At 65.7% G+C, this 26,097-nt stretch carries 10 protein-coding genes and 1 riboswitch; of the genes, 5 read left to right on the top strand and 5 right to left on the bottom strand.

Annotated features, from left to right (window positions below; all coding sequences use genetic code 11):
• Nucleotides 1-51: 51 nt before the first annotated feature.
• A riboswitch (cobalamin riboswitch) is annotated at nucleotides 52-270 on the bottom strand.
• Between the two features lie 40 nt (nucleotides 271-310).
• Nucleotides 311-946, top strand: coding sequence for a cob(I)yrinic acid a,c-diamide adenosyltransferase (gene cobO, locus NLM15_RS15170; RefSeq protein ID WP_254117868.1), 636 nt, complete (start codon nucleotides 311-313; stop codon nucleotides 944-946).
• An 11-nt stretch (nucleotides 947-957) separates the two neighbouring features.
• Nucleotides 958-2,406 carry a cobyric acid synthase gene (locus NLM15_RS15165; protein ID WP_254117867.1) on the top strand — a complete coding sequence of 483 codons (1,449 nt, stop codon included), beginning with the start codon at nucleotides 958-960 and terminating at the stop codon, nucleotides 2,404-2,406.
• Here NLM15_RS15165 and cobD read toward each other — a convergent pair.
• Entirely contained in the window at nucleotides 2,395-3,360 is a 966-nt protein-coding gene (cobD, locus tag NLM15_RS15160; protein WP_254117866.1) for a threonine-phosphate decarboxylase CobD, read from the bottom strand. The genes NLM15_RS15165 and cobD overlap by 12 nt on opposite strands.
• Nucleotides 3,361-3,371: 11 nt before the next feature.
• The gene (gene cbiB, locus NLM15_RS15155) at nucleotides 3,372-4,313 is read right to left on the bottom strand and encodes an adenosylcobinamide-phosphate synthase CbiB (RefSeq protein ID WP_254117865.1); all 942 of its coding nucleotides are present in this window, start codon (nucleotides 4,311-4,313) and stop codon (nucleotides 3,372-3,374) included.
• 121 nt (nucleotides 4,314-4,434) lie between these two features.
• Here cbiB and cobU point away from each other — a divergent pair, with 121 nt between their 5' ends.
• From cobU to bluB, 3 genes are read left to right on the top strand one after another with little or no spacing between them, the layout of a single operon-like run.
• A complete protein-coding gene (cobU, locus tag NLM15_RS15150; RefSeq protein ID WP_254117864.1) occupies nucleotides 4,435-4,938 on the top strand; it encodes a bifunctional adenosylcobinamide kinase/adenosylcobinamide-phosphate guanylyltransferase in 504 nt (167 codons plus the stop codon).
• Nucleotides 4,935-5,717 (top strand): adenosylcobinamide-GDP ribazoletransferase, encoded by a 783-nt coding sequence (gene cobS / locus NLM15_RS15145; RefSeq protein WP_254117863.1) that lies wholly within the window; start codon nucleotides 4,935-4,937, stop codon nucleotides 5,715-5,717. The genes cobU and cobS overlap by 4 nt, the downstream gene beginning before the upstream one ends.
• Nucleotides 5,718-5,721: 4 nt before the next feature.
• The gene (gene bluB / locus NLM15_RS15140) at nucleotides 5,722-6,354 is read left to right on the top strand and encodes a 5,6-dimethylbenzimidazole synthase (protein ID WP_254117862.1); all 633 of its coding nucleotides are present in this window, start codon (nucleotides 5,722-5,724) and stop codon (nucleotides 6,352-6,354) included.
• Between the two features lie 212 nt (nucleotides 6,355-6,566).
• On the opposite strand, the gene NLM15_RS15135 is transcribed toward bluB, so the two are convergent.
• The 3 genes from NLM15_RS15135 to NLM15_RS15125 all read right to left on the bottom strand — a co-directional run bounded on the left by NLM15_RS15135 (nucleotide 6,567) and on the right by NLM15_RS15125 (nucleotide 25,831).
• Complete coding sequence (locus tag NLM15_RS15135; protein WP_254117861.1) at nucleotides 6,567-8,255, bottom strand: ShlB/FhaC/HecB family hemolysin secretion/activation protein; 1,689 nt, start codon at nucleotides 8,253-8,255, stop codon at nucleotides 6,567-6,569.
• A 12-nt stretch (nucleotides 8,256-8,267) separates the two neighbouring features.
• Complete coding sequence (locus tag NLM15_RS15130; RefSeq protein WP_254117860.1) at nucleotides 8,268-24,986, bottom strand: leukotoxin LktA family filamentous adhesin; 16,719 nt, start codon at nucleotides 24,984-24,986, stop codon at nucleotides 8,268-8,270.
• Between the two features lie 95 nt (nucleotides 24,987-25,081).
• Nucleotides 25,082-25,831 (bottom strand): hypothetical protein, encoded by a 750-nt coding sequence (locus NLM15_RS15125; protein ID WP_254117859.1) that lies wholly within the window; start codon nucleotides 25,829-25,831, stop codon nucleotides 25,082-25,084.
• Nucleotides 25,832-26,097 lie beyond the last annotated feature (266 nt).

Below are 26,097 nucleotides of genomic sequence, written 5' to 3'. Positions count from 1 at the left end.
CCGTTCTTTTGAAGGCCCGTTTCCCCGTCGCGGAACACCCCGTCCGCCGGTCCAAAACTCGTCCGCGCTGGCAGGTCTCCCGGCTTGCGGAGCAGGGTTTTCCCCTTCGATCCCCGCCTTCCCGATCCCTGGGGATCAGTGGCTTCGGGCATCTCTCCGGTCACGGTCGCGGGGGCGGCTGCATTTTGGACCTAAATCTTGCCGATTCGGACCCTATCGCATTCCCTCTTCGCCTGTCATAGGACAGGAACCAACGCCGGGCCACCATTTGCCCCCGGCCGCCTCTTGTCAAGCCGAAGGACCGGGACCGATGACGCCTGAACCGGATACCCAAACAGCTGAGGAAACCGACGCCCGCCACGCCGCGAAAATGGCGAAGAAGAAGGCCGCCCGCGACAAGATCATGGCGACCAAGAGCGGCGAAAAGGGCCTCATCATCGTCCATACCGGCGCCGGCAAGGGCAAGTCCTCCTCCGCCTTCGGCATGATCGTCCGCTGCGTCGCCCATGGCTTCCCCTGCGCCGTCGTGCAGTTCATCAAGGGCGCCTGGGATACCGGCGAGCGGCGCCTGCTCACCGGCCATTTCGGCGACCTCTGCCAGTTCCACGCCATGGGCGAAGGCTTCACCTGGGAGACGCAGGACCGCACCCGCGACATCGCCGCCGCGCGTGCCGGCTGGGAGAAGGCCAAGGAGCTGATCCTCGATTCCAGCCTGCGCATGGTCGTGCTCGACGAGATCAACATCGCGCTGCGCTATGACTATCTCGACATCGCCGAAGTGGTCGAGTTCCTGACGACGCAGAAGCCGCCGATGACCCATGTCGTCCTCACCGGGCGCAACGCCAAGGACGAGCTGATCGAGATCGCCGATCTCGTCACCGAGATGACGCTGGTCAAGCATCCGTTCCGCTCCGGCATCAAGGCGCAAGCCGGCGTCGAGTTCTGAAGATCCTCCCGATGGCGCGTGCGCTGATGATCCAGGGAGCCGGCTCGGACGTGGGCAAGTCGCTCATCGTCGCCGGTCTCGCGCGCGCCTTCACGCGGCGCGGCCTGCGCGTGCTGCCGTTCAAGCCGCAGAACATGTCGAACAATGCGGCCGTCACCGTCGACGGCGGCGAGATCGGCCGCGCCCAGGCGTTGCAGGCCCTCGCCGCCGGCGTCGAGCCGCACACCGACATGAACCCGGTGCTGCTCAAGCCCGAGACCGATGTCGGCGCACAGGTGATCGTTCACGGAAAGCGCATCGCGACCGCGCGGGCGCGCGACTACGCGGCGATGAAGCCGTCGCTGATGGGCGCCGTGCTGGAAAGCTTCGAGCGGCTGAAGACGCGCGCAGATCTGGTGCTGGTCGAAGGCGCCGGCAGTCCGGCCGAGGTGAATCTGCGCAAGGCCGACATCGCCAATATGGGCTTTGCGCGCAAGGCCGACGTGCCGGTGGTGCTGGTCGGCGACATCGATCGCGGCGGCGTCATCGCCCAGCTCGTCGGCATCAAGACGGTGATCGACCCCGATGATGCCGCGATGATCCAGGGTTTTGTCATCAACAAGTTCCGTGGCGATCCCACCCTGTTCGACGACGGCTACAGGCTGATCGAGCAGAAGACCGCATGGCGCGGCCTTGGCGTGCTGCCCTGGTTCGCGCGTGCCGGCGAGCTGCCGGCCGAGGATGCGCTGGGCCTCAGCGATGCGCGCAAGCCCGGGCAGTGCAAGATCGCCTGTCTCGCACTGTCGCGGATCGCCAATTTCGACGACCTCGATCCGCTCAAGCTCGAGGCGAACGTCGATCTCGTGATGGTCCGCCCGGGCCAAGCGATTCCCGGCGACGTCCGCCTCGTCATCATCCCCGGCTCGAAATCCACCCGCGGCGATCTGGCCTTCTTGCGCGCTCAGGGCTGGGACATCGATCTGCTCGCGCATCACCGCAGGGGCGGCCATGTGCTCGGCCTCTGCGGCGGCTATCAGATACTCGGACGCAGCGTCGCCGACCCCGAAGGGATCGAAGGCCCCGCAGGCGACACACCGGGCCTCGGACTTCTGGACGTGGAAACGGTGATGAGCCCGCAGAAGACGCTGACGCGTGTCGCGGCCGTGCATGCCGCGACGGATCAGCCGATCGAAGCCTATGAAATCCACATCGGCCGCACTGACGGGCCGGATCGCGCTCGCCCGTTCGCGACGCTGGATGGCGAGCCGGAAGGCGCGATATCGAATGATGGCCGCGTGCAGGGCAGCTATCTGCACGGCCTCTTCACATCGGATGACTTCCGCAGGGCGTTTTTAGCCAGGCTCGATATTCCCGCGGGCAACGAGCCGTATCATGCGAGGGTCGAAAGCGCGCTCGACGCCCTCGCCGACCACATCGAAAAGCATCTTGATGTCGAAGGCCTGCTCGCGCTAGCGCGCTAGGACCTCGGCAAGGCGCGACCATTCGGCCTCGCTGCCGGGAAGTCCGAGGCGCAGCCATGTCGGGTTCCGCGCGAAGACGCGCGACCAGATCTGGCCGCGCGCGAGTTTCTCCTGCGCGGCAAGCGCGTCACGCGTCTCATAGAGACGAAACAGCGACGTGCCGCCAACCAGCGCCCAGCCTTGTTCTCGTGCCATCTCGTCGAGGCGAACACAGTCACGCGCAAGCCGCGCTGACGTGGCCTCCGCCCAGGCATCGTCGCGCAACGCGCGGCTGCCGATCGCGATCGCCGCACCCGAGACCGGCCATGGCCCCGAGGCCACCGCGAGCTTCGCGACGTCGGCCGCATTGCCAAGTGCAAAGCCCAGCCGCAGGCCGGCAAGACCAAAGAACTTTCCAAACGAACGCAGGATCAGCAACCCCTGCCGATCCGCCTGCGATGCAAGCGAAAGCTGCGGCACCGCATCGGCAAAGCTCTCGTCGACGACGAGACGGCCGACGCGCGGAAGCAATGCGAGCAAATCGCTCGGCGCAAGACACCGGCCATCGGGATTGTTGGGATTGACGACGATGGCGAGGTCCGCGCCGGCCAGCGCGTCGCGCTCGCTGACCTCATGGACATCCCAGCCCGCGGCCGACAACACCCCGGCATATTCATTGTAGGTCGGAGCCAAGATGCACGCGCGGCCACGCGGCGCCAATTGCGGCAACAATTGAATGGCGGCCTGCGCGCCGCCAAGCGCGACGATCGGCGCGCTCGTGCGATAGGCATGCCGCGCGGCCTGATGCAATGCGTCGATCTCCGCGCGCGACGGCAGCGCGCTCCACGCGCGTGCGCTCACCTCGCCCACGGGATAAGGCAGCCGGTTGATCCCGGTCGACAGGTCGATCCAGTCCTCCGCGCGTCCGCCAAAACGCTGCTGGGCCAGATCGAGATTTCCACCGTGCTCGCGCATGCCCCGTTCTTTCACGTGAAGGCAAGGACCGCAAGCACACCGGCGAGCAGCAGCATGGCGCGGCGGTAGACCGTCAATCCCTCGCTGATGTCGGCGGCGCGCGGATCGCGCGCGCCTTCATTGAGCCAGGGCTCGTCGGTGGCGCTGCCGTGATAGATGCGGGGACCGCTGAGGCGCACACCAAGCGCACCGGCCATCGCCGCTTCCGGCCAGCCGGCGTTGGGCGAGCGATGGCGGCGGGCGTCCCGCATCATGCACGACAGCGCCTCCGATCGCCGCGGCGCCAGCAGCACAAACAGAAACCCGGTCAGCCGCGCCGGAATGAAGTTGGCGACATCGTCGATGCGAGCGGCGGCCCAGCCAAAGGCTTCATGCCGTTCGCTGCGATGGCCGATCATGGAGTCCAGCGTATTGATGGCCTTGTAGCCCAAAATACCGGGCAGGCCGAACAATGCGCCCCAGAACACCGGCGCCACGATGCCGTCGGAAGCGTTCTCGGCGAGGCTCTCGATCGCCGCGCGCGCGACGCCGGCTTCATCGAGCGCAGCAGGATCACGGCCGACGATGCGCGAGACCGCTTCGCGCGCAGCGGCGATGTCACCGGCCTGCAAGGGTGCCGCCACGGCAGCCACATGATCATGCAGCGAGCGCAAAGCGACCAGCGGCCACGCCAGGACGCCCACCAGCACGATCTGAATCCAGCCAGAGGGAAGCAAGGACTGAAGCACCCAGCCAAGCGCGACCGCGAGCGCAATCACCACGAGCGCCCCGGCGATGCCAGCGGCGCGGCGAAGCGCCGGCGGATCGGACGCGCGATTCCAGGCGGTATCGACGACGCCGATCAGCCGGCCGAGCCAGGTCACGGGATGGCCGATCCGCGCGAACAGCCATGACGGCCAGCCCAGGAGGGCATCCACCGCCATCGCCACCACCATCGCGCCCGCAAAGCCCACATTTGTCTCCTGTCCCGCCCCTGTTGCGCAAAGCGAGGGGCGAGCGCAAGCCCCCGGCGGCCTGATTTCGGCTTTGTCTTTGACCACGATTGGTGATTAGTCAGGCTGATAGGAGACTTTGATGGCCGTCATCTTGATCACGGGCGGAGCGCGATCCGGCAAGAGCAAGCGTGCGGAAATGCGCACGCGCGCCTTTCCCGGGCAGCCTGTCTATGTCGCGACGGCCGAAGCGCTCGATGCCGAAATGGAGGCGCGCATCGCGAAGCATCGCGCACGCCGCGGAACCGACTGGATCGAACGCGAAGTGCCGCTCGATCTCGTGCCCGCACTGGTAGCAAGCGATGGCGGCGGCGCAAGGCTGGTGGACTGCCTGACGCTCTGGCTCTCCAACCTGATGCATGCAGAGCGCGACTGGGAACACGAGGTGACCGAGCTCTCCGGCGCCCTGCCCCGCCTGAAAAGCCCCGTCGTCTTCGTCACCAACGAGGTCGGCCTCGGCATCGTGCCCGACAATGCATTGGCGCGCAGCTATCGCGACGCCGCCGGAATCATGAACCAGATCATCGCGGCCGTTGCCGACGAGGTCGAGTTCGTCGTCGCCGGCCTACCGATGAAATTGAAATGATCCCGCGCGCCGAACTTTTGCGGGACGTCATCGCCGATCTCAGGATGGCGGCGTCGTTCGTCACGATCTTGCCTGTGGCATCCTCGAAGCCCGCGGGCGACGGCGCCGTCGCCCGCGCGACCTGGGCGCTTCCCCTTGCTGGACTGCTGGTCGGCCTTGCCGGCGCCCTCGTCTACAAGATCACCAGCCGGTTCGGGCTGACACCGAACCTTGCCGCCCTGCTCGCGCTGGCGACGACCGCCCTCATCACCGGTGCATTGCACGAGGACGGCCTTGCCGACACCGCCGACGGGCTCGGCGGCGGCCGCACGCGCGAGCGCAAGCTCGAGATCATGCGCGACAGCCGGATCGGCACTTACGGCGTCTGCGCGCTGATCCTGTCGTTCGGCCTGCGCTGGAGCGCACTCGCGGCGATCGCTAGTCCCTGGGCCGTCGGGCTGGCGCTCTGCGCGGCGCATGCCGCGGCGCGCGCGGGCGTGCCGGCCTTCATGTCGCTGGTCCCGCCGGCGCGGCCGGACGGGCTTTCGGCGAGCGCAGGAGTGCCACCGGGCCGCAGCGTCGCCATTGCCTTCGCTGTTGGAACGCTCGTCCTCGCACTGGCGCTCGGGCCGGGCAAGGCGCTGGTCGGGCTGATCCTGCTGTCGCTCGCCGGCCTGCTGCTGGCGCGGCTTGCCATCCGCCAGATCGGCGGACAGACCGGCGACATCCTGGGTGCGTTCGAGCAGATCGGCGAGATCCTCATTCTGCTGGTGGCGGCGTCCTTCCGGATGGGAGGCTGATCTCATGGTCGAGTTCGACGACACCTTCCGCCAACATTTACGCGAGCTGTTCGTGTGGCGCCGCGACGTGCGCCGCTTTCGCACCGATCCGTTGCCGGAGGGCGCCATCGCGCGGCTGATCGGGACGGCCTGTCTTTCCCCGTCGGTCGGCCTGAGCCAGCCCTGGCGCTTCGTCACCGTCGATGATGCTGCGCGGCGCACGGCCGTGATCGACGATTTCAAGGCGTGCAACGCCGATGCGTTGAATGCGTATGCCGGCGAACGCGCGGCACGCTATGCCACGCTGAAACTGTCGGGTCTCGAACAGGCCCCCGGCCATCTCGCGGTGTTCGCGGACAAGGCGAGCGATATCGGCCACGGCCTCGGCCGCGCCACCATGCCGGAGACGACGGAATATTCCGTGGTCGCCGCGATCACCGCGATGTGGCTCGCCGCGCGCGCCGATAGCATCGGCATCGGCTGGGTCTCGATCCTGAATCCCGCGCGCATCCACACCATTCTCGACGTGCCCAATACCTGGAAGTTCATCGCCTATCTCTGCATCGGCTATCCCGAGACTGAATGCGATCGGCCTGAGCTGGAGCAGGCAGAATGGGAACACCGACGCGGCGCGGAGGAGTTCACGCTGCGGCGCTGAGCCGGCAGAACCTCAAGCGCGTCAGTCAGACGCCAGCGGTTAGTCCATCCTCCGTCATTGCGAGCGTAGCGAAGCAATCCAGAGTCTTTCCGCAGAAAGATTCTGGATTGCTTCGTCGCAAGAGCTCCTCGCAATGACGCGGAGAGAGGGGGACATCTGTCTGAAGATGGCTTCTGCCCGGCTACGACGGAGCGAGCGGATACCCCTTCCCGCTACGACCTGCTCCTGCCGGCAACGGCCGCCACTGGCGCGGGGCTTTGCGGCTTCTCGAACATCAACAGCGGCCGGAAGATGACGCGGCCATAGGCCTCGTAATGGTTCTGGGTCGAGACCGCCATCTTCAGCGGCGTCGCGTAGTTCGCCTCGAACGTCATGAACGAGGCGTAGGTCCAGGAGAAGCCGATGCCGACCGAGGCAAGTTCGGTGACCCCGGGGAAGGTCGAATACACTCCGCCCCAATCGGTGAAGATGTAGGTGTCGAAACCTTTCAGCCATTGCGACCAGTTGTAGTGCAACTCGGCGTTGAAATAGTAGCCGCTGTCGCCGGACGCCGAGTTGGAGGGATAGCCGCGCACGGTGGTGGGGCCGCCGATCGAGAAGATCTGGTCGCCCGGCAGCAGCTTCTCCTGCGTGTACTGCCAGCTCGCCAGCACATTGGCGCTGAAATTCGCCGGCCCTGCGGCGCTGGTCGCGAGCAGCGAACCGGTATAGGTGTTGAACGCGCGGTTGTTGCCGAGCACGTAATCGTGCCATGCGATGTAGTTCACCGCCGGCGACACCGTGATCGAATAGGTGTTGCCGGACTTGGTCACTGAAACACCCGCGGTCGTCTTGTCGTAGTGATCGTCGGTGACGGCGACCGTGGCGAATCGGCTGACCGTCTTGCCCTCGGTCAAGGCGGCGTTGAGCAGCACCAGCCAGTCCTGCGTCACCCAGACCGGCTGGCTGAAATTGACCGCGGCCTGGCTCGAGCGTCCGGTGACGTCGAGCGCGACGAACGGTCCCTGGATGATCTTGATCTTGCCCTCGGTGTAGCTGACGCCGGCGCGGCCGCCCCAGGGATTGACCGGGATGCTGTAGGCAACGTTGCCGTTGAGGTTGCCGTCGGAGCGGACGCCGTAGAAGGTCAGGCGGTCGTCGACGCCGAACAGGCCGTGGCGCTTGTAGAAGGCCCCGCCCTCCCAGCGCCCGGTGTTCTCGACGCCCTGGTTGTCGGTGAAGAGCTGCAAGGTGTCGATCGGCGGCTCGATCACCGCGAACTGGAGGTCGGTGAGGCCGAAGCTCGTACCGGGCTGGAGCAGCGCCTTGATCTGCACGTCGTTGGTGCGGTTGAACCAGATCACGTCGCGATTGAGTTTTGGAACGTCGAGGACCTCGCCTTCGGGCTCCCTAACGCGCTGAAGGATGTAGTCGGTGCGGGTCTGCTTGTTGCCCTCGATGGTCGTCTTCTGGAGCCGGCCTTCGGTCAGCTTGATGCGGACGACCCCATCCTTGGCATCCTGGTCCGGCAGGGTCGCGATGCCGGTGACGATGCCGCGCTCGGTGTAGATCGCGTTGATGTCGGCGACGAGCTGCAACAGCGCGGCGATGTCGACGTTCTTGCCGACATATTTCTTCGCGATCTCGTCCAGCTCCGCCGGAGTGATGAATTTGGAGGAGTCGAATTCGACCTTGCGCAAACGGAATTTCGGTCCGCCCGGCTTCAGCAGCTGGGATTTCTCCCGCTCGCCGCCGATCACCGCCGGGCCGGTGAGCTTTGGCGGCGCGCTCTGTTGTTCGAGCTGGCGGCGCTGCCGGTCGATGTCGTTCTGGATCACGCCGGGATTGATCGACTGGGCGCGCGCCGACGCCATGCAGCAAGCTGCAAGCCCGACCCCCAACGCTGCCCCCCAAATCCGCATCCCGAATTCCCGTTACCATGCCTGTGCGAGACGGCCAACCGCCGGCTTCGCCGTCTCAACCGCCGCATCCTTCCAGCCCGGACGACCCGCACGCTGCCCGTTACGGCGCAGCTTGCGCAGGTCGCTCAGTCCCTCGATGTTGACGGCGGGACCGGAGCCGATGGTCTCGACCGGCCGCGGCGTCAGCAGCGCATCGAGCCGCGCCTGACCGGAAAGCCCGAGCAGGTAGAACATTCCGCCGTCCTTCTTCGCGAGCCAGGTCTCGATGCTCTCGCTGCCCTCGCCGTCGACGGGGATGTTGCGAACCATGCTGGCCCCGGTGAAGCCGTAGCAGCAGGTGTGGGTCGGCCCGTAATTGGTGACGCTCGCCGAGACGTCGCCGGTATAGAACACGACATAGGCGTTGCTGACATTGGCGTTGCCGACCTGGCTCATCGTGAACACGCCGCCCGGCTGGTAGAGCTGGAGCGTCGGCCAGTTGGACGGCGCCAGCGTGCGGTTGTTCAGCAGCACCTGCTGGGTCGCCGTGGTAAGCATCAGCTGGCCCGGAACGTAGCCGTTCAGGATCGAGACGGCGTGCGCGTCGGTCCAGAAGTTCGCGTCCACCACCCTGAACTGGTTGACGATGATGCTGTCCGGATCGATCCAGATGTTGGCAGACTTCGCGACGCCGCCATTGTAGCCGGTGATGTTCATGACCAGCGGGACCTGTGGGTTCGAGCGGACCTGCTCGCCCCTGACGTTGATCGTGTCGGCCGCGAGGTCGAGCTCCCTCACGACGCTGACCCAATTGATCGTCAGGTCACCCGACGAGGTCATCCTGACGGTGTCGCCGCTGATCCGGTCGAGCGAGACCGATCCGGCCACATCGAAATGCGTGTCGCCGTGAGCGGAGATCGATCCGCCGCGGAGCGACCCCGTGTCGGACTTGACGTTGAGGTCGCCGGCATCGCCCGGAATCCCCGTCGTAGTGAGCTGGCTGAAGACGATGTCGTCTAGGGCATGCAGGGTCTGCGTGCCGCCGCTGATGGCGGTGCCGACGATGATCCCTCCAGCCGTCGCGGTGACGTCGAGCGTGCCGCCCACGTTGAGATTATCCCAATGAACAATCGTTCCGCTCAGGACTGCGTTGCCGGTCGAGGCCGTGAGGTTATGACCGGTGTTGGTGCCCGCCGCGATCAGCTTGGCCGAACCATGGGCCGAGACCGAGCCCAGCGTCGGCACGCCGCCTGACATCACCGTCTGCGCGAGGATGAAACCGTTGTCCGCGTTGACATTGATGCTGCCGGCATCGCCGTTGATGCCCGTCGTCGTCAGCGCGTTGAAGGTGACATTGTCGTGGGCGTGGATGGTCTGCGTGCCGCCGCTCTGCGCGGTCTGGAAGGTGATGCTGCCCTGACCCGAGGTCGCGTCCAGTGTCGTGCCGACGTTGAGCGTGTTCCAGTTGATCGGGCCAGTCGCGGTCAGCAGGCCCGCGCCGGTCGTGGCGGCGAGCGTGTTGCCGGTAATGGTCGTGGCAGCCAGCAGCGACGCGGAGCCGTGGGCCGAGACCGAGCCAAGTGTGGTCACACCGCCCGAAATCATCGTCTGCGCCAGGATGAAGCCAGCGTCGGCGGTGACGTTGATATTGCCCGCGTCGCCGCTGTTGCCGGTCGTCGTGAGCGAGTTGAACGTCACATTCTGGGTCGCGTGGATCGTCTGCGAGCCGCTGCTCTCGGCGGTGCCGATGACGATGCTGCCGTTGTTCGCAACGGCACTGAAGCTGCCGCTTGCGCCGGTCGCCGTGCCCGCCGCCACCTGGTCGAGCGTCAGCCCGCCGGTGCCGATGATATCCACGTTGCCAGTCACGGCGGACAGCAGGATCACCTCGGCTTCGGTCAGTGCCTTCAGGTAGATGCTGCCGCCGCTGGCGCTGGCCGAGAGCCGCGCGGCGTTGACGGTAAACCGGTTTGCCGTGCTGCCGATGCCGTTCGACGCGCTCAGCGACACTTCGGCGCCCGCACCGGAGGCCACGAACTTGGTCTGGCCGTCGCCATTGTCGATGAGCGCGCCCAGCGAAGCGACGCCGCCGGCCGTGACGACGATCGACGGGGCGTTCGCGGCCGCCGCATAGGACAGCGACGAGTTCAACTGGCCGATGGTCGCATCGCCCGTGGTGGTCACCGAGATCGGGCCGGCCGCGTTGATGGCCGAATAGGCGCCCATCGACAGCGTCGCGGCCACCAGCGTCACGCCGTCGGTGTTGCTGGTCGCAACCACCGGCGCCGCGCTGGTGCCGGCGGCGAAGGTCATGCCGCGGTTGGCGAGCAGCTGCATCAGGCCGCCGCTGGTGATGTCGGCATTGATGGTAAGCGCGCCGCGCGCGACATTGACCGTCAGTGCGCCCCCGGCCGTCAGCGTCCCAAAGGTGCCGCTGGTGCCGACCACGAGATCGCCTGTCACCGCGAGGATGCTGAGATCGCCGACGGCAGAACCGGTCACCGCGCCCGAGATGTTCACCTGCAGCGGCTGGAAGGTCGAGCCGTTGAAGCCGATGCTGCCGCCGGCGCGCAGGTCGAGGTCGGTGCCCAGGATGTGGATCGCCGAACGGTCGGTGAAGCCGGCTTCGGCATAGATGCTGCCGGTCGCGGCGAGCTGGATATCGTTGCCGGCGGCGATGTTGCCGAGGATGAGATCGCCGGTGGTCTGCTTGATGTAGATGCCCTGCCCCGACGAGACCTGGTCGAGCTGATCGTTGGCCGGGTCGGCGAAGGCGATCTGGAGCGCGTTCGCGTTGTTCGCCGGATTGCTTCCGGCCGTTCCCGAGGGCGCGCCGATATTGCCGTGCTCGGCGATCAGGGTCAGGTTGGCGATATCGCCCGAGATTGCGGGGCCAGTCATGCCGGCGATGATGCTGTTCACGGCGTGGAGCTTGACGTCGCCACGGCCGGTCACCTCGATGCCGTTGGCGCTCGCCGCCGTCATCGGGCCGTAGTTTGCGGTGACGCCGCCGAGCGTCAGGCTGTTCTTGCTGCCGAGATAGATATTCGACAGCGCCTTGGCCGAGACCGCCGTTGCGTTGTCGAGGACGACGAGGTTCTGCTGCGACAGGCTGACCGTATAGGTCGTGACATGGGTCGTCGGGTCCGTGACCGCGCTGACCGTGAGCTGACCGGGACCGGCGGATGCCAGCAATCCCTTCTGCTCCGGTGTCAGCGACGAGGAATCGGCGCTGGTGAACGAGAACACCTGGGGCGCAGCCGAATTGCCGACCGAGCCGCGCGGCGCATAGAGCATGATCTGGTTCGCGCTGATATTGGCCATGACGTTGTCGTCGATCGGCGGCGGCGTCGCGCCGACGGCGGACGAGGAGACCGTGTAGGCGAGCTGGTCATGCGTCCACTGCGAGCCCGCGGTGATGATGCTGTAGACCCGCTCGGTCGACGCAAGCGTGTAGCTGTAGGTCGCGCTGTAGGTGTTCAACGCGGCCTGCAGCGCGGCGTTGGTGGGCAGGCGCTGATCGGCCGCCGCCACGCCCTGGAACAGGCTCGTGAACAGGCCCGACGAGAGCGTGCTGCCGAACACGGTCCCCAGCGCATCCGTGGGTGCGCTTCCGAGCAATGTCGTCAACCCGCTCTGGAGCTCAGCCGTCGAGATCTTGCCGAGCAGGAATTGATCCTTCAGGAACCTGGTCGTGGCCTCGACCTTCATCTGTGTCGTCGAGACGTTCGCCGGATCGATGCCGAGCTTGGCAGCCACCTGCGCCCGCAGCACCGTCAGGCCCACCGAGGTCGGATTGTAGGTGCCGTTGGCGAAGGCGATGTTCTTGAGCTGGAAGTAGTCGTTGTAGGCCGCCGTCACCATGGACTGGTAGCTGTTGACCGCGGCTGTGGCCGGGTTGCCGTTGAGCAGGTTGAGGTTGTTCCATACCTCCTGGAGATGCGCGCTTTCGGCGGCGGAGATACCAACTGCCGCCCGGCCGTTCAGGATGCTGGCCTGGTTGCCGTCGGAACCGGCTGCCGCCAGGAAGACCGGCCCGCCGGTCGACTGGATCGTGCCGATCCGCAAATCGCCCTTCGACTGGACGATGTAGGTGCCGGTGGCCGAGGCGCTTTCGAGAACGCCGCCATCGACGGTGCCGTCGGACTGCGTCGTGCCCGTCGCCTGGATCACCAGCGGATTGATGTTGGTCAGCGTGGTCGCATTGTTGACGACGCTGCTCGTCGCACCGATCGCGCCGCCAGAGGAATTGATCTCGATGTTCTTGCCGATCACGACGGGGTTCGCGGCGTTATACGGGGCTGCCGAGTTGATGTCACCGGTCGCCGAGATGAAGACGCTGCCCTGCGGCGCGCGGCCGGACACACCCGAATTGACTGCCACCTGGTTGATCGCGAGCGAGCCGACGGCCGCGATCGCGATGTCGCGGTCGATCGAGGTGGCGGTCAGGCTGCCACCGTAGACCTGGACCTGGACAGGAACGCCGTTCGCGCCGAGCGAGCCGATGCCGCCATCGGCCTGCAAGGTCACGTTCTTGCCCGAGATCATCGGATTGTTGGCGTTCGCGCCGGAGGTGATTGCCGAATTGGCGCCGGTGGCGATGACCGTCGTATTACCCGAAAGGTTGTTGATAGGACCGTTGATGACGATGCCGGAGTTCGAGCTGACGCTGACCGTGCTCGCGCCGCCTCCGCTGAACTGGATGTTGATCGGGTTCGACGCCTTGACCGTGTTGGTCAACGTCAGCGTCAGGTGATCGTAGATCTGCTGATACCAGTTGTAATGCCCGTCCGCACCGCAGCACTTGTCAACCGTCGTGTTGTAGCCACCGTTATGATAGCCGCCGGTCGCCGTGATCACTTCCTGGAAGTTCGCGGTCTGCAATTGGCCGGTGTTGCCGCCACCGCCCGTGGCCTGCATCACGTTCTCGACCAGGCTGACGGTGCGGGTCCAGTTCTCCCCTTGCGCATTCGGCGTGTAATGCCAGCCATAGTCGAACTGCGTGCTGGTCGCCGGACGATCGAGCGTCGCCGTGTCGACCCACTGGTAGTACATGTTGGGCTTCACGGTGTACTGGATGCCCGCCGTCCCGCTCATGCCGGCCAGCATCCCGGCGGTGTAAGTGCTCGCATTGACGCCGGCCGTCCGGTACGTCGACACCTGCTGAGCGCCCGCCGCGGAGGGATTGTAGACGTACCACGTCGTCTGCTGCTGGAGTTGATCGACGATCTGGATCACGCTGGGCGCGCTGACGCCGGTGTTGATGGTGTTGGTGACGAGCTGGAGCCCGGTCGAGTTGTTGACTGTGATCGAGCCGGCACCACCCTTGACCGCGATCGTGCCCTGAGGCGTGCCGTCGGTCGAGGTCGAGATGATCTTGCCATTCAGATAGACATAGCCGCCCGAGCCCTGCACCACACCGTTGACGAGGACCTGATCGGTCAGCGCGTTGTACCGCACGCCGATCTTGATGTCGGTGTCGACCTGCTTCGTCACGGCAGATGTGATGTCGTAGTAGCTGCCATTGCGCGCATTGGCCTGGGCCTGGAGGAAGTCGGCTCCGTTGTTGCGGGTCTTGAGGTCGTTGATGGCGGACAACGCAGAGCCGCCGATGTCGACCGAGTAGTTGCTGCTCGTACCGCTCTGGATGAGGCCGTTGACGTTGATGACCCCCGCCGAAATGATGATCGCCTTGCCGAGAATGAAGGGCTCGTTCACGGGGTTCTGGTATCCCGACGGCGTGGTCGAGGCCCAGTTCGTGCTTGCGTTGGTGTTCGCAGTCCTCGGCGTGATCACGTCGTTCTGGATATTGACGACCTGGAAGTAGGCTCCGCATCCCGAGCAGTTGAACGGCGAGTAATACGTGGCCGTGCGATTCTCGGTGACGGTGTGGCCTTGGGCATCCGTGAACGTCACTGTGTAGTCATAGGTCGAGTTACTGAAGACGCCTTGGCCGGCATAGGTATCCCGCTCCCACGGCGCGGTGACGATCGGCTGGACTGTCGGCCCTTCCATCGCCGCGAGCGTGGCGGTGCTGCCCACGCTGCCGCCGCCTCCGTTGGGCGTACCGTTGCCCGTCGGCAGGAAGATCGCCGAATAGAGCGACAGGCCGTCGTAATAGGTCATCAACATGCGCGCGGTGAAGACCGTGCTGTTGGCGGCCGTCTGCTGGACGCCGGTATTCCCGTCGACGCAGCAGTAATAGAAATACGGGTGGTTGCCGCCTGCGCCGATATGCGGGGCGGTCGCGTAGTCGCCATAGGCGCCGAGGAAGGTCGCCGCCGCCATCACCGCCGTCAGCGTATCGTTGCTCGCCGGCTTGTACTGGACACCGGCCCATTGCGCGGTGACATCGTGATTGGAGTTGTAGAAGCTGCCGATACCGCCAAGGAACACGAACGAGCCGTTCGGTGCCACCATCTGGATGGTCGCGGCATTGAGCGACTGCGAGGCGACGATGCTGCCGAGATTGTTGGTGATCTTGAGCAGACCGCCCTCGTTGGTGACGATGCCGTCGAAGTAGATGTCGGGCTTGCGGGTCAGCTGATTGCCGCTGCCGTCGACGCCGAGACCGCTGTCGGGATCGACGCGATTGTAGGTTGCCGAAATGTCGATGATCGGCGTCGCGCTCGGCGTGGCGGTGAAGGTCACGTTGGAATGCGAATCCGGATCGACATGGTCGATCTGGCGATAGGTAATGTTGCCGCCGGTCACGTTGGTGACCGTGAGGTTCGCGAAATCCATGAAGTCGAGGCCGCGGTTCTCGACCTTGATCAACGGCGAACCGCGCGCGATGACCGCCGGCGCCGAGTGACCGGCGAGGCTGTTTCCGGTCAGCTTCTGCGCCAGGATCGAGACGTTGCCGGCGGACACCAGCATGTCGCCGAACGCAAAGGCGTTGCCGCTGGCATTGGAGGTATACGGCACCTGCTGGATCAACGCGTTGATCTGGCGCTGGATGTCCCCGGTCGCGTCGGCGCCGGCCGGCGCCATCGTGGTGGGATTTGCGGTCGTCGATGTCGCGAGCTGGGCCCGGACCTGCGCGTCGGTCAGACCGGTCAAGGTGATGAGCTGGTTGACGATGTTATCGTAGGGATTGAAGCTGCTGACGATGGTGTATTGCACCGTCTGGTGGTTCCAGCTCTTCACCGGGCTGAAATGATCGACGTCGGCGACGTATTCGAGCGTCGATGACAGCGACGAGTACGGGCTCGTCGTGCTCAGGGTCGGCGCGCTTGCACCGAGCTCGATCAGGATGGTCAGGTCGCTGTTGATGCCCGCCACCACGACGCCATTGAGTGCAACGTCGCCGGTTCCACTGGTGTGGCTGTGGTTGTCGCTGTTCTTGGCGCTGAAGATGTCCAGATACGGATTGTAGTTGCTGCCGTTGCCGGACGCAGTGACCTGCCCCTGCGTGGCGCCCAGATAGATGTCGCGCACGCCGAGTACGCGCGAGCCGTCGGCAAGCGTCAGGCTGCTGTCGCCGCCGGCATTGGCCGTGCCGCGGTAGAGGGCGGAGATCGGAATCGCCGTGTTGTTGTAGACGACCGTCGTCGCCGTCGCCTGGATGCTGCTGAAGGTGATGGTGTCGCCCGACATGCCGGCGAAGATATTGATGTCGCGCCAGGCCTGGATCGTCGTGCCGCTGTCGACCGTGACGTCCTGGTCCGCGTGGACCCAGCTATTCGTGCTGGCGCCGACGCCGGCGATTGCGCCGTAGAGGCTGGCATTGGCATAATTGGACGCCGACATCTTCGCCGCCGTGCCGATGAAGATCTTGCCGACGCTGAACAGCTCGCGGGCATGGATGTTGACCTGGAGCGTGGCGTTCGCCGTCATATTGGACTCGGCGCCGCCGCCGGCGAAGAAGCTGGCGGTGGCCAGGCTCGCCGTGTCCACGGTGTTCAGCGTGTTGTAGGCCTCGATGTCGATCACGCCCGTCGAAACCCGCGGATCGCCGTTGAGGCTCAGGATCGTCCCGGCGCCGATATTGGTGGTGACGTTCTGAGTGACATGGGAGTCGCTCAGCGCCGCCGCACCCGAGAACGAACCGCCGGAGCCCGAACGCGCGCCGCCGCCGGCTTGGTTCACGATGTCGTTGGAGATGACGACGATATCGCCGCCATCCGTATTGATGATCAGATGCGTTCCGATCTCGGCGGTGGTGGTCGAGGTGACGTCATTCTGCGCCTTGCCGGCGGAGACGCCGGCCGTGGACGCCTGATAGGCGTCGCCGTTGGCCAAATAATTGGTGGTGTGCGTGGCCTTGACGCTGAGACCGCCGAAATAGAGCGTATCATCGGTCGTGCCGCCGTCGAACCGCGCGTTGGTGACCGCGGTCGAGCTGGTCGTGGCGACCGCCGCCGCGCCGGCATAGGTGCCACCCGCGCCGACCAGCGCTTCGGAGACGTTGGTGTCCTTGCCGGTGGCGGTGATCTGAAGGATGCCGGTGTAGTTGGCATGGCCCAGGGTATCCATGTCCGCGGGCGCGCCGAGATAGGCGTAGGTGCGCGCGCTCGAGGACGTCTGCGCGACGGTCGCCCCCAGCGCCAGGAACCCGGTCGAGAGGCCGGTCGCCTTCGCATATTGGGCGCTGTCATTCTCGGCCGCGATGACCACGTCGGCATTGGGAAGCCGGATCCCGACTCCGCCATAGGCGCTGACCGTCGCGTTCTCCGACGCCCTCGCCCAGCTGCCCTGCGCGCCGATCAGCGAGCCGCCACCGCCGGCGAGCGCATAGGCGTAAGTCGTGGTGCCATAGAGCGTTGTCGTGGTTCCGTCAGAATTGTTCTGCGTCCCGATGATCGGGACGAGCGCCATGGCGGTCACGCCGAGCGCGCCGCCCGAGAAGATCGCGTTGTCGCCGACATCGGCCGTAACAGTGGCTCCGACCGTCGACTGGGCGATGGCGACGCCGACCGCGCCACCACCAACCGAGACGCCAATCGCCTCGCTGGACAGATTGGGCGTGATCGACGCCGTCACCATCGTGCCGGCATCGGTCGCGGACGTGGTGATCATGGAGCCGGAGCCGATCTCGGCCTTCACGGTCGAATTCTCGTGAGCCTCGGCATCGGCGCCAACACCCGAGACGATACCACCGCCGAGCGCCGTCGCTGTGGTCGACAATTTGCCGGCGCCGGCTGCCCCGACCGAGAGCGTCGACGTATCGACGACGGCATTCGGCAACACCTTCGCGGCCACCGAGCTCGATCGTCCGGCCGTTGCGACGGAAGCGCCGACAGCCGCGGCACCGGCGCTGACGCCGCCCGTGAAGACGACCTGGGTCGAGGAATCCATTGCCATGACGGCAACGCCATCACCGCCAGTGCCGGTGACCTGGCCGCCAAGCTGGGCCGTCACGGTATTGGCGACATTGCCGACCGCAACGGCCGCCTGCGCGCCGAAATAGAGCGCAGCACCGCCGGCGATCGACTCGGTGTCGATGGTCTTGCCGCCATAAGGTCCGGTGGTGGCGTCCTTGACGACCGCGGCAACGTTCACGGTCGGCGCGGAGACGATCGCGCTCAGGTTTGCGAGCACGCTGCTGTTGACGCTGGTGTAGCCGATGCCGGCGCCGATACCGACATTCTTCGCAAAGCCGGCGCCGAGCAGGTACATCTTGTTCGCGTTGGCGCTGGTGGCGCCGACATTGACCTCGGTGCCCGTGACGTTGCCGCCTGCGATCTGCGCGGTGACGCCGTCATTGCCGCCGGTCAGCACCGTGCTGACGTCGTAGGTCGAGGTGGCGTTGGCATTGCTCGGATTGCCGGCCGTCCCGCTCGCGACCGCGTCGCTGCCGTGGCTGGTGCTGGTCCTGGCATTGACAGCCGCGATCGTGCCGTTGCCGCCCTGATTGAGCTGGCCGGTCTGCTCGCCCTGCGTATCCGGATCGGCGGTGTTGGTGCCAATGATGATGACGCCAACAGTCGCGCCGATACCGACGCTGCCGCCGGCACCCACGGTGACCGCGTAGGACAGCACTTCCTTGGTGCTGATCGCGCCGACATTGATCGCGCCGGACGAGTTCAGGTCGCTGTTGCGGCTTTCCGCGGTGGTCTGGCTCTTGAAGACGAGGACATTGGCCGCAGCGCCGATGCCGACGCCGGCACCGCTGGCGCCGACCGCGAGCGCGCCCGCGATCTCCTTGATCGCGACGTCCTCGGTCGCATTGATGGTGACGGCTCCGGCCGCCCCGCCCGTCACCGACTGCAGCGTGGTGTCGTAGACGCCCGCGATGGTCGTGTTGTTGGCGATCTCGATATTGGCCATGCCGGCAATCGCCGCCGTTCCGGTCGAGAGCGCGCCGCCGACCGAATAGGCCTCGAAGCGGTTCTTCGTGAGCGCCTGGACGTTCAGCGCGCCACTCAAATTGAGCGCGGTCGTGTGTGCGGCGCCATTGCCCTGGTAGTGCCACTCGTCGCCGACATAGGCTTCGGTCCGGTTCGACGAGACCTGGACCAGGAATGCCGCGCCGATCGCGGCCTGGCTGCCATAGGCGCCGGAGCCGTTCGCGGAGAAGATACCGGTGTAATTGTTGGCGTTCACGGTCAGTGAGGCGGCTGTCGTGGCGCCGCCGTCGACATAGGCCTCGGTCGTGGCCTGGAAGACGTTCAGCCCGACCGAGCCGGTGTTGAACCCGGTCGCGATCGACGATGCATCCTGCTCGGCATTGGCCTTCACGGTAACGGCGCCGACCGTCGGGCTCGACGACTGGACGCCGCCGACCGTGGCGTTGGTGATGTAGGCGAAGGTGTCGCGGGCCATCGTCGTGGAGATGATGGTGGCGCCGCCGCCGCCCTGGCCGGTGGGCGGCACGATGCCGAAGCCGAACGCACCGGAATAGGAGAAGCTCGATGCTGCGACCGTGATCTGCGGCGCGAGCGTCGTGGAGGTCAACCGCGTGTCGATCGCCGCGCTGTCGATATAGGCCCGGGTCGCCCCGCTCATCACATTGGTGATCGGGTTGATCATGATGGCGATGCCGCTGCTCGCGGCGAGCGAAGCGACATTGGTCGTGACCGCCTGATGCGAGCTCGCAGCCACGGCAAGGCCGCGCACGGTGTCCTGGTTCTCGGACAGATCCGGCGTCGAGTCGCTCGGCGCGTGGGCGGTGCCCAGGTCGAACGCATGGACGAGCGTGCCGTTGTTGACGGACAGCGTATCGGTCGAACTGGTTCCGAGTGCATCGACCTTGGTGTTCGCGCCGCTGATATAGGCTGCGGTGGTCCCGGTGATCTGGTTGGTCACCAGCGAGCCCGCGCCGCCGGCCGCGCCCTTGCTGATCGATACGGCGCCGGCAAACACTGCCACCTTGTCATTGTTGTTGGCGATCACGCCGACATTGTTTGTGGCGGTGACGTCGGCGCCGTTGATCCCGTTGGTGCCGGCCGCCGTGACGTTGGCGGTGACATTGGTCCCCATCAGGTTGGTGGCGACGGAGCCTGCAAGCCCGACCTGCGAGGACATCGCGATACCGACAGCGACCGTCGAGATGCTGGCATTCGAACTCGCTCCGACGGCGACGTTGCCCGAGGCGGTCAGCTTGGAGCCGGTGACGCCGGCGCTGACATTGTTGGCGATGCTGCTGTTGACGAGCGCCAGGCCCGCCGCGCTGCCTTGCGTCGAGGCACCCGCGACGGCGGCCGTCCCGGTGATGCTGGAATTGTCCGTCGCCGTAACGGAAATGCTTTTGGCCGTGACGGACGATTGCGTCGCGCTGGACAGGTTGTTGCCGATCGCCGCCGAGACGGTATTGGCGATCGAGCTGATCGTCGTGCCGCCGACACCCGCGAACTGGCCGGTCGCCAGACCGAAGCCGATCGTGACCGCCTGGATCTTCGAGGCATCGATCGCACTCACGCTGACATTGCCGTTGACGCCGGCCGTCATCAGGACGTTGGCGATATAGGCCGAATGCGTGGTTGCGATCGTGTTGTAGACGATCGAGGCTCCGACATTGTTCTTGCCGGCCTGGATGAGGCCCGCAACGGCGACGATGCTGGCGCCCGGACCGTTAGCCGTGCCGCCGTTGAGCGCAGCCGCGCCGAAGTCGATGCAGTTCTGCCCGCCGGTGCCGCCGGCGACCGTGCAGGTGTCCGCGGCGAGATGATTGTTGTTCGACTTCTTGACGAGGTTTCCGAGCGCCGTATCCAGCGCCGACACCGCGCCGCTGTCCGCCAGCACCGTCACCCGCCCGACGTTGATGTTCACGGTCGAGCCGCTGCTGATATAGGCCGTCGTGGTGGGCGTGATCTCGCTGACGACGATCGCGCCGGCAAGGCTGTTGGCGCTGGCCCCTCCCCCGCCCGAGGCCGCACCAGCCGCAATCACGCTGGCGCTGTCGGCCATCACCAGCAGGGTGTCGTAGTTCGAGATTCCGGTGCTACGGATATGCGCGTCGGTGGCGTTGCCGCCCGAGGGATCGGCGATCGACGCATAGGTCAGCCCGATGCCGACGCCGACCTGGCCACCCGATAGATAGAGCGAGCCGCCGCCGATCGCGATGTTCGTGGTCTGGTAGGCGTCGACCTCGAGCGCGCGATTGACGCCGGTCGCCTGGCCCGTGATCGTCGAGCTCTCGATATAGGCGTTGGCGCTGTCGGTGATGATGCCGACCGAGGCCGACAGCGACGCCGAATTGGATCTCGATCCCGCCACGCCGAGAGCGACAACGGTTTCCGAGCCGCCATTGAGCGCCTGCACCGTCACCGAACTCTGGTCGTTCATGGTGGTGCCGTAGATATAGGCGAGCGTCGCGTTGTTCGACATCGCCGACGCGATCGCGCCGCCGATCGCAGCCCCGGTGGCGGACGCTCCGGCCAGATTGAGCGCCGCGGAGCCGGACCCGTTGTTGAGCATGGTGTCGTTGAGCGCCTGAACGATCGTATTGGTCGTGACAGCGCTGGCCGTGGTGTATTTGTTGACCGTCGTGTTCTTGATATAGGCGCTGGTGCCGAGCGAGACGTCGCTCACCGACGAGCTGCCGGCGAGATCGAGGCTGAAGCCGCTGGTGCTCGATCCCGAGGTCGAACCGATCTTGCTCACAGCCGTCGTCACGCCGGCAGTGCCTCCCGTCGCGGCGGCGCCGGCAGCGCCGGCCTTGTCGGAGAAACTCGACGAGGCCGGATCGGAGACGGCGGCCGCGACCGCAGCCGCGGTGATGCGCCCCGACGTGGTCGCGCTCAGCGTGAGATTGTCGACGTTCACCGCCCCGCTTCCGCCGCTGGTGCCGGCGAACGGATCGTTGGCGCTGAACACGCCGGGCCGGATATCGGAATGGTTGTCGCCGATATAGGCGGAGGTGTCGGTATTTGCGCCGAGATAGGCGACCGACAGGCCGACCGCCGAACCGCCGCTGCCGTTGTAGCTCATCGCGCCGGACAGGGTCACGACCGACAGGTCCTGCTGCGCCAGGATGCCGACGGTCGGGGCGTAGACCGTGGCCTGGCTCGAGATCGACGCATGCGTCGTGTTGTTGAGGAAACCGAGCGAGGTGATGCCGTTCAGCGCCAGCGTGCCGGCCGCCTTGCCGGACGACGGCGCAACGGCGACGAACTGGTCAGAGGTGATCGCGTTGACGGCGATGTCGTCCGCCGCGCGCAGCGTCGCGCGGTCCGAAACGCCCGCGATGGTGTTGGTGTTGAACTGGACGAGATTGAGCGCGCCGCCCACCGACGAGCCGCCCGAGGTATTGCCGAACAGGAAGCCGAGCGTGCCGACATTGCCGGCCGCGTCGATCGACGCCATGGTCGTGGTCGCCGCGATCTGGATGCTGGTGTCGTAGGTGTGGACGTCACCGTTGTTGACCGTCGCGGACCAGCTGCTGCCGCAGGCCGCGGTGGTGCAAGTCGCGGTCAGGCTGGCGCTGCCGGCCACCCAGGCCGTCGTGTTGTTGTTGACGACGAAATGGTTCATCGAGCCGGCGAGGCCGATCACGTCGCCAGCGTCGGCCGTAGCGTTGGCATAGCTCGTCAGGATATTGCCGCCAACGCCGAGATTGCCGTTGAGATGGCCGAGGACCTCGGTCAGTCCGTCCCACTTCAGCCAGGTATTGGTGATCGGCATCGAGGTGGTGGCGTCAACGGCGATGTTGGCCGCGTTGACGGTGGTGCCGCTGCCGATATAGGCGTTGGAATTGTGGTTGAAATTGCCCCAGGCGACCGCCGCGCTGATCGCGACGCCCTCACCGCTGGTGACGTCCTTGGTGATCGCGGAAGCCGTCGCATTGCTGCGCACGCCCCGATCGATGAGGGTGCTGACGACCGCGACGTTGCCGCTGACATAAAGGCTGGGCGCGCCGCCGCTCGGATTCTGGCCGATCGATGCCGTCGCGTTTTCAGTGCTGTTGGCCAGCGACAGCGCACCGGCGGCCTTGAAATTGAAGTTCACCGGCATCAGCGAGACCATCTGCTGAGCCATCATCCCCGTCAGGCTGGGGCTGGAGACCAGGAACTCCTGGATCGCGCCGACCAAGGCCGGCGTACCGACAATGGTCGACGCCATGGTCGAGTTGCTCGTCGTGTTCGAGGTCGCCTCGACCAGAACGGAGCCGTTCATCCGCGACGACGCGCTGGTGCCCAGCGACGAGCCGAGCTTCGCGGTTGCGGATGTGGTGACGTCGCTGATCGCGAGCGCCCCGCCAACACCACCGCTGGCGGTCGGCGTGCTCAGCGCAATCGACGTGGCGCCGGTCGAGAACGAGTTGTTGTTGATCGCCCGCACTGTCAGCGAGTTGCCGGATGCATTCACGGTGCCGACGGAAAGGTTCGCGCCGGTCGCGACATTGGCCGTGGTCGAGACCGAGCCGGTGGAATAGGCCACCGTCTCGACGAATTGCGCGCTGGAGGTCGCTGCGACCGCGGTGACGGCCAACGTCGCATCGTTGATGGCGTGGATGCCGAGGTTGCCGCCTGCGCTGATCGTGGCGCCGGAGGCAACATTGGTGCTGACATTGCCGTCGATCTTGCCGACGACAGCGGCGGCGCCGATCGGCGAGCCGCCGATCAAGGTGCTCGCAATCGCCGGATCCTGCGCCGTCTCCGAACCATGCGAGGCGATGGAGACGTTGCCGGTGCCGTTGATGTTGGCGTTGCCGTTGATATTGACCGTGGCAGTGGCGCTCGCGGCCACGTAGCCGCCGTTGATGCCGAGCATCGAGGCCGCGAGCGTGGTGCCCACCAGCGTAAAGAGGCCAGGGACCGAGCTCGTGAAGCTGGACGACGCCGTCGAGACCGATGCGATCGTGATGTCGCCGCCGGTGATCCGGCCGTCGACCGTAATTCCCGAGGTCGCAGTGGCTTGGCCCGACAGCTTGCTGTCGCTCGCCGTCGCCGCGAGCGTCACATTGCCGCTGGTGTAATGCGTGCTGGTGGAGTTGACGGCCTGCGCGAGAATTTGCGCGCCGTTCTGGATATCGATTATCCGCGCCTCTATCCGGATGTGGTTGGCATTGCCCGTCGAATAACCATTGGCATCGAGATGACGGGTATCGATCACCGCGTGGGCCGCCAGCGTGACCGAGTTGTCTGCCTGGAGCAGGTAGGTGGCACCGGCGCTGAGCCCGGCGAGCGCCGCCGCGACCGAGCTGTTCGACAGCGTCACGCCGGTGTCGCCCTGGGCGGCATCACCCACGACCAAGTCGGTCGGATCGATCAGCAGCGTGCCCGCCTTGCCGTTTTGCGCGCTGAGATTGACCTTGATGCCCTGGCCGATGTCGATGATTCCGTTCGCGCTGAAGTCGACCAGGCCCGCATTGCCGGTCTTTGCGCTGGCGTCGAACTTGGCCCCGCCCGCGACCGTCAGGTTCTGGGCCGCCTTCAGGCGGATCTCGCCGGCATTACCGTTTGCGCTTGCGATGTTGAGATTGGCTCTCTTGCCGACATCGATGTTGTTGCCGGCCTGCACCGTGATGTTGCTCGGCGTCGCGGTCTTGCTCTGCGCGGTCAGGCGGCCGTTGACCCTGGCGTTGTTGACCGCGCCGATGTGGATCGAGCCGTTGCTCACGGTGATCGAGCTGGCGCTGCGCAGGCCCTTGGAGTTGACCGAGGCTGCGAACTTCGCGGCGTGATCGAGATTGGCGATGTCGCGCTGGGTGGCGCCGCCGACATAGACGTTCTGCCCGGTCAGGCGCACGCCGTCCTGGGCGTTGACGCGGCCGTAGATGCGGATGTTGCCGTCGGGCGAGACCGGGAACGAGCCGGCCATCAGATTGCCGACCGCGGACTGGTTGATCTGCCCGCCAGCACCGATCAGGCTGTCGGTGAATTCGCGCGTCGGTGTCGAGACGTTGAGGCTGCCGACGTTCACGGTGCCGGAACGGCCGACCACGAAGCCCTTGGGATCGGCGAAATAGACGTTACCGCCGATCGCACCGTTCATGTACGAATTGAGCGTGCCGTTGACGTAGACCGGCGCGTCGCGAACGATGTTGACGAGGTTTTGCGTGCCGGTCGGCAGCTGCAGATTGACGGTGTTGCCCTGCCCGACGCTGAACTGCGAGAACGAGTTGAAGGCGTTGTTGCCCGAAACCGTCGACGTCGTGACGTTGGTGACGCTGCCGGAGGTCTGAAGGCTGGTTCCGGTGCGTCCGTCGGGAACGATGACGTTGGCCGTCTGCGCCTGAACACGGACGCTGTACACCGGCAGGAAGACCATCTGCATCGCGCAGAGCAGCGACATCGAACGGAAGCGCGCAAGCCCCCGCAGTGCCGTCAGCTCGTCATTGCCTCGCGTCGCAGACGGTCCGCGCATTTCAGATCCTCTTCATCGGCATTGGCGCCGATCCACAACCGGGTGGGAGAATGTCTTGAAGGATGTCTTGAAAGAGATCCTGGAAGCGTCCGGCATCAGAACTGCCCGGGCGGCAGCTTGAAGATGTCGGGGCTCTTGGCGTCGGCCACGTAGAACAGCAGCAGGCTGGTGGGCGTCAGCACACGCTGGTTGTTCTCCTTGTTCTCGAACGTGCCCTGGAGCAGCAGGATCACCGAGCGATCCTTGGCGTCGCTGCCGCGGAACATCACGATGCCGCCGGCGACCGGCATGTTCACCGCGACCGAATCGGGCTTGAAGCCTTCGCCCATGAAATGGGCGCGCAGGATGTTGGCGTTGGAGAACAGCTTTTCGGCCGTCATCGCCGTATCGGTCCCCTTCGACCACACCGCGCCGACCTGGATCAGCGACTTCGACTTGTAGCCGAACACATAGGAGAGCTCGGCGGTGCCGCCGTTCGGCAGCAGTTCCGGCGCGGAGAGCAGCAGGCTGCGCGTCAGCTCGGACGCATTGTCTTGGATCTTGATGGCGTCGGGCTTGGCGCTGAAGTCCTTCGTGATCGCCGCCCGCACGTCGGTCTCGCTCATGCCGAACTTGGCCGAGCGGAAGCCGTCGATCGCCTTGATGGCCTTTTCCTCGCCGGGGACGGCGGGCGTCTCGGCCGCCGCCGTCGGGGTCGCGCCGACGGCGGCGGCAGGGGCGGCTCCCGCGGCGGCGGCCCTGGGTGCGGTCTTCTGCTTCGGTACCGCGCCTTGAGCGGCGAGCGGCCCGGCTGCGACAGATGTGAGGAGACCGACGAGGGCCGGCACGAGGTAGATTTTGCGCATCGAAAACCTTCGAAACAAAACAGAAAACAAGCTTCAAAAATCAGCAGCTGCGAAATCGACTTCTCCGAACCGTCGCCCCAACCAGGACGGAAATGTTGCAACGCCACAATGCGTTACAGATCGTCACGGAGCAGACACAGCGCGAAACAGCGACTCTTTGACGGGGGTAGGAATACGGTATCGGACTGCCGAATGCTGCGAATGAACGTTCATAAGCGCGTTTTTTCATCAATTGTGGACACCGCCCTTTCGCGTTAAGCATCCGG

Source organism: Bradyrhizobium sp. CCGB20, from assembly GCF_024199855.1.
In the GTDB taxonomy this organism is placed as follows: domain Bacteria; phylum Pseudomonadota; class Alphaproteobacteria; order Rhizobiales; family Xanthobacteraceae; genus Bradyrhizobium.
The sequence above is the reverse complement of the archived record's forward strand: the minus strand, read 5'-3'. Positions and strand labels throughout refer to the sequence as shown.